Raw genomic sequence first — 5720 nt, 5'->3', positions numbered from 1 at the left:
ACGCTCCACTACCGGATGGGCCGGCCCGGCCAGGCCCACGACCTCATGGACGAGGAGTTCGAACGCGCCGTGACCTGGGGCAGCCCGGTGGCCATCGGCCGCGCCCAGCGCGGCCGGGGCGCGATCACCGGGGGAGAGCGGGGGCTCGCCCTGCTGCGCGAGTCCGCGGCCACCCTGGAACGGACCGCCCACGTCCTCGAACAGGCCCGCACCTCCCTGCTCCTGGGCCGACGGCTGCTGACCGCCGGCCGGGAGGCCGAGGCCGAGCACCGGCTCACCCGGGCCCGGGACCAGGGGCTGCGGTGCGGGGCACCGTGGATCGCCGACCGGGCCGGCCGGGCACTGCACACCATCGCGGGCTCCCAGGGCGCGGACGCCGTGGCCGCCCTGACCCGCACCGAACGCCGCGTCGCCGCACTGGCCGCCCGGGGCACCTCCAACCGGGCCATCGCCGAAGGACTGGAGGTCAGCGCCCGGGCGGTGGAGAAACACCTCACGCGCGCGTACCGCAAGCTGCGGATCGACGGACGCGCCGAACTCGCCCCGATGGCACAGCTGCTGGCCCAGGAATGCCCCGGCACCCCCGCGCGCGGCGGGGGAGGGGAGGGGGGTCCGGCGGGGCCCGGTACCGAACCGAACCGAAGCCTCCCGGTACCGCCCGTAACCGTACCCTCCGGCCCGCGCCCACAGGGTTAGTGCGCGCGGGATTGATTTCGTTGACACTTTTCACCGCGTCTCCATACCTTCGTCATGGCGCTGATCGAACTGCGCGGACGGCGGAGTTCGAAATTGCAGGACGCCGTGTTACGAACGCGTTGACGCCGTGTTGAGGCCGCGTTCCCGAGGGATCGATCCGCAATACGGCCGGCCATGGAAGGGCATGTATGAGCCAGGGTTTACCGGTGACCTTTTCCACTGTCCGGGAGGGATACTTCAACCCGCCCCCGGCGACCCGGTCACTGCGCCGGACCGAACCGCTGACGCGCATGGAATTCGCCGACGGCCATCTCGGATGGCTCGTCACGGGCTATTCCGCCGCCCGGGCCGTCCTCGCCGACGCCCGGTTCAGCGCCCGCGGGGAACTCAAGCACCCGCCGGTCCCGCGCGCCGCGACCCTGGACGAGGCCCCGGCGGCACCGCCCGGCATGTTCATCCAGCACGACGACCCCGAGCACCAGCGCTACCGCAAGCTGCTGGTCGGGCAGTTCACCGTCCGCCGCATGCGGCTGCTCACCGAGTGGATCGAGAAGATCACCGCGGAGCGGCTGGACGAGATGGAGCGGCTCGGCTCCCCCGCCGACCTCTTCGAGCACTTCGCGCTGCCGATCCCCTCGCTCGTCATCTGCGAACTGCTCGGCGTCCCCTACGCCGACCGCGCCACCTTCCAGCACCACACCCACGTCTGGAGCAGCTTCGGCGAGTCCACCGAGGACGTCACCGCCGCCTTCCTGGAACTGGGGGCCTACCTGGGCGGCCTGGTACGGCTCAAGCGCACCGAGCCCGCCGACGACATCATCAGCGGACTGATCACCGCCGACCCGGACCTCACCGACGAGGAACTCACCTCGATCGCCTTCCTGCTGCTGGTCGCCGGCCACGAGACCACGGCCAACCAGCTCGCGCTCGGCACCTTCGCCCTGCTGGAGCACCCCGAGCAGCTGGCCGCGCTGCGCGCCGACCCGTCCCTGATCGAGGGCGCCGTCGAGGAGAGCCTGCGCTTCCTGAGCATCGTCCACCACGGCCCCACCCGGGCCGCCCTGGAGGACGTGGAGGTCGAGGGCACCCTCATCAGGGAGGGAGAGGTCGTGATGGTCTCCCTCGCCGCCGCCAACCGGGACCCCGAACGCTTCCCCGACCCCGAGTCCTTCGACGTGACCCGGCGCGCCGCCGGCCACCTCGGCTTCGGCCACGGCATCCACCAGTGCCTCGGCCAGCAGCTGGCCCGCATCGAACTCCGGGTCGGTTTCACCGCCCTGCTGGAACGCTTCCCGCAGCTGCGGCTGGCCTGCCCGCCCGAGGAGATCCGGCTCCGCCACGACATGCAGGTGTACGGGGTGTACGCGCTGCCCGTCGCCTGGTGAGGGACGGCCCGCTGCGGGTCGGCGTCGACCGGCGGCTGTGCTGCGGCGCCGGCATGTGCGCCCTGCTCGCCCCCGAGGTCTTCGACCAGTGCGACGAGGGCTTCGTGGTCCTGCTCGACCCCGCCCCGCCCGCCGCCGCGCACGCCGCCGTGCGCGAGGCCGCCGACCAGTGCCCCTGCTCGGCGATCACCCTGCACTCCGCCGGCTGACGCTCCCCGAAGGCCTCCCGCGCGCCCTGCGGGAGCCAGCGCGTCCCCGTGCCCCCGCGTCCCCGTGCCCCGTCGGCGTCCCGCCGCTCCCCGAGGGTTTCCCGTGCCCGCCGCACGAAGGCGTCCTCACGCCACCACCCGTCCCTTTTCTCCCGAAAGCCAGGTACATACCGTGGATCAGCACCTGTCACGCCGCCGTCTGCTCGGACTGACGGCCCTCGGCGCGGCGGCCCTCGCGGGCGGCACCACCATCGGCGCCCCCCGGGCCCTGGCAGCCCTGGCAGCCGACCGCGCCGACGGCACCGCCTTCGTCCCCGCCGTCGTCATCGGCACCGGCTACGGCGCGGCCGTCTCCGCCCTGCGCCTCGGCGAGGCCGGAGTCCGCACGGTCATGCTCGAGATGGGCCAGCTGTGGAACCAGCCGGGCCCCGACGGCAACGTCTTCTCCGGCATGCTCAAGCCCGACAAGCGCTCCAGCTGGTTCAAGAACCGCACCGAGGCCCCCCTCGGCAGCTTCCTCTGGCTGGACCTCGCCAACCGCGACATCGACCCGTACGCCGGCGTCCTGGACCGGGTCAACTTCGACCAGATGTCCGTGTACGTGGGCCGCGGCGTCGGCGGCGGCTCCCTCGTCAACGGCGGTATGGCGGTGGCCCCGAAGCGTTCGTACTTCGAGGAGGTGCTGCCGCGCGTCGACTCCGCCGAGATGTACGAGCGCTACTTCCCGCGCGCCAACTCCATGCTCCGCGTCAACCACATCGACAGCGGCTGGTTCGAGAGCACCGAGTGGTACAAGTTCGCCCGGGTCTCGCGGGACCAGGCCCAGAAGGCCGGACTGGGCACCGTACACGTCCCCAACGTCTACGACTTCGACCACATGCGGCGCGAGGCGGCCGGGGAGGTCCCCAAGTCCGCGCTGGCCGCCGAGGTCATCTACGGCAACAACCACGGCAAGCAGAGCCTGGACAAGACCTACCTGGCCGCCGCCCTGGGCACCGGCAAGGTCACCATCGAGACCCTGCACCAGGCCAGGACCATCCGGCAGCAGAAGGACGGCACCTACCTCCTCACCGTCGAGCAGCGCGACGCCGACGGACGGCTGCTGGCCACCAAGGAGATCTCCTGCCGCCACCTGTTCCTCGGCGCCGGCAGCCTCGGCTCCACCGAACTGCTGCTGCGCGCCCGCGAGACCGGCACCCTGCCGGAGCTCAGCCCCGAGATCGGCGCCGGCTGGGGCCCCAACGGCAACATCATGACCGCCCGCGCCAACCACGTGTGGAACCCCACCGGCGCCAACCAGTCCTCCATCCCCGCCCTGGGCATCGACGACTGGGACAACCCCCAGAACCCGGTCTTCGCCGAGATCGCCCCCATGCCCGCGGGCCTGGAGACCTGGGTCAGCCTCTACCTGGCGATCACCAAGAACCCCGAACGCGGCACCTTCGCCTACGACGCGGCGACCGACCGGGCGGCCCTGCGCTGGACCCGGGACCAGAACACCCCTGCCGTCAACGCCGCGAAGTCCCTGTTCGACCGCATCAACAAGGCGAACACGACGATGTACCGCTACGACCTCTTCGGCAAGCAGCTGAAGGCCTTCTCCGACGACTTCACCTACCACCCCCTCGGCGGCTGCGTGCTCGGCAGGGCCACCGACGACTACGGCCGGGTGAAGGGCTACAAGAACCTCTACGTGACCGACGGTTCGCTCATCCCCGGCTCCATCGGCGTGAACCCGTTCGTGACGATCACCGCCCTGGCCGAACGGAACATCGAGCGCGTGATCCGGCAGGACGTCACCGCCTCCTAGCCGGCGGCGCAGGGGAACAGCACGGGGTGGGTCCCACCCCGGCATGCCCGCACGCCCCGAGGCGCTGCGGAGCCAGCCAGTCAGCAGTAGTTCAACGGGTCGATGGAGCACACATGATGCGGGAGTCTGTCGCTATGCCGGAGGAGTCCGGGAACGGTGCGCACGAGGTGATCGTGGCGATCGGATCGGCGCACCGCCGGCCGCAGGACACCGGCACGGACGGGGCGTTCGACGCGGAGTTCCTCGCGGAGGCCGCCGCGGACCCGTCGGCCCCCGTGACGGCCGGAGCCCTGCCGCACGGGCCGGCCGCGGCGGAGACCTGGTGGGAGGCGCTGGAGGACGCCGGGGTCGTCCCGGCCAGGGCGCTGGCCCCGGGCCTCTTCCTCGCCGTCCCCGGCCCGGACGTGGAGCTCCCCGCGCAGGAGGAGGCCGCCGCCGCGGCCGGCGCCGTCCTGCGGCTCGCTCCGGGCGCGGCCCCGCTGCTGCGCCGCCTCCCCACCGGCCCCGACGCGCTGCGGGCGGCCCACGACAGCCTCGTCCGCGGCGAGAGCGACCTCGCCCTGGCCGCCGGCCCGGACGTACGCCTGCCGGGCGCGCCGGACAGCGGGGACGGCGGCTACGGCGCCGTCCTGCTGAAGCCCCTCGCCGCCGCGCGGGCCGACGGCGACCGGATCCTCGCCGTACTCGGCGCCGACGGCCGCTGGACCACCACCGACTCCGGCTGGAACCTCGGCCCCGGCACCGCTGCCGGTACCGGCCCCGCCGCCACCGGTGGCGACACCGGAGGCACCCCCGGCGCGGACGTCCCCGCTCCTGAGGCCGCAGCCGGTACGGGCCCCGAGGCCGTCGGCGTCCCCGCTCCCGGGGCCGCGGCCGCTGCCGGCGCGGACGTTGCCGCCGGTGGCGCCCCGGGTGCGCCCGCCTCCCTGTGGGGCGGGGCCGAGGAGGCGTTGCCGTGGATGCTCTCCGCCGCCGGTCCCGAGGCCCTGCGGGCCCGGGCGCGGCAGCTGCACGAGCACCTCACCGCGCACGCCGGCCCCGACCCCGCCGCCGTGGGGCGGGCCCTCGCCACCACCCGGCACCACTTCCCGCACCGCGCCGTCCTCCTCGGCGACGGCCGCGCCCGGCTCCTCGACGCGCTCGCCGCCCTCGCCGACGGCGGGTTCGCCACCGACGTGGTCCGCGGAACCGGCCCCGCCGCCGTCCGCCAGGCCGCGTTCGTCCTGTCCGGGATCGGCGGGCAGTGGCCCGCCATGGCCGCGGAACTCCTCGACTCCTCCCCGGAGTTCCGCACCGCCGCCCTGCGCTGCGAGCAGGCCCTCGCCCCCCTCACCGGCTGGCTCCTCACCGACGTGCTGCGCGGCGCCCCCGGCGCCCCCGGCCCGGACACCCCCGACGTCAGCATCCCCGCCACCTTCGGCGTCCAGATCGCCCTCGCCGAGACCTGGCTGGCCCACGGGGTCCGCCCCCGGGCCTACGCCGGCCACAGCGTCGGCGAGATCGCCGCCGCCCACCTGGCCGGCGCCCTCACGCTGGAGGACGCCGCCCGCGCCGTCCACGCCTGGGGTGCGGCCCTGGCCGAACTCGCCGGGCACGGCGGCGACATGCTCGCCGTGAACC

At 74.0% G+C, this 5720-nt stretch carries 5 protein-coding genes; all 5 read left to right on the top strand.

Features of this window, described 5'->3' with window-relative positions:
* On the top strand, nt 1-696 hold a 696-nt coding region (locus VR44_RS35105; RefSeq protein WP_245692764.1), incomplete at its 5' end, for a helix-turn-helix domain-containing protein.
* Nucleotides 697-902: 206 nt separating this feature from the next.
* Complete coding sequence (locus VR44_RS35100; RefSeq protein ID WP_245692762.1) at nt 903-2081, top strand: cytochrome P450; 1179 nt, start codon at nt 903-905, stop codon at nt 2079-2081.
* Between the two features lie 11 nt (nt 2082-2092).
* Nucleotides 2093-2290 (top strand): ferredoxin, encoded by a 198-nt coding sequence (locus VR44_RS35095; RefSeq protein ID WP_045951700.1) that lies wholly within the window; start codon nt 2093-2095, stop codon nt 2288-2290.
* Nucleotides 2291-2462: 172 nt separating this feature from the next.
* Entirely contained in the window at nt 2463-4100 is a 1638-nt protein-coding gene (locus tag VR44_RS35090) for a GMC oxidoreductase (RefSeq protein ID WP_045951697.1), read from the top strand.
* Between the two features lie 113 nt (nt 4101-4213).
* A partial coding sequence (locus VR44_RS35085) for an acyltransferase domain-containing protein (protein WP_169791076.1) occupies nt 4214-5720 on the top strand: 1507 nt, incomplete at its 3' end.

It is taken from the genome of Streptomyces katrae (assembly GCF_000966975.1).
In the GTDB taxonomy this organism is placed as follows: domain Bacteria; phylum Actinomycetota; class Actinomycetes; order Streptomycetales; family Streptomycetaceae; genus Streptomyces; species Streptomyces katrae.
This window is presented reverse-complemented; position numbering and strand designations above follow the sequence as displayed.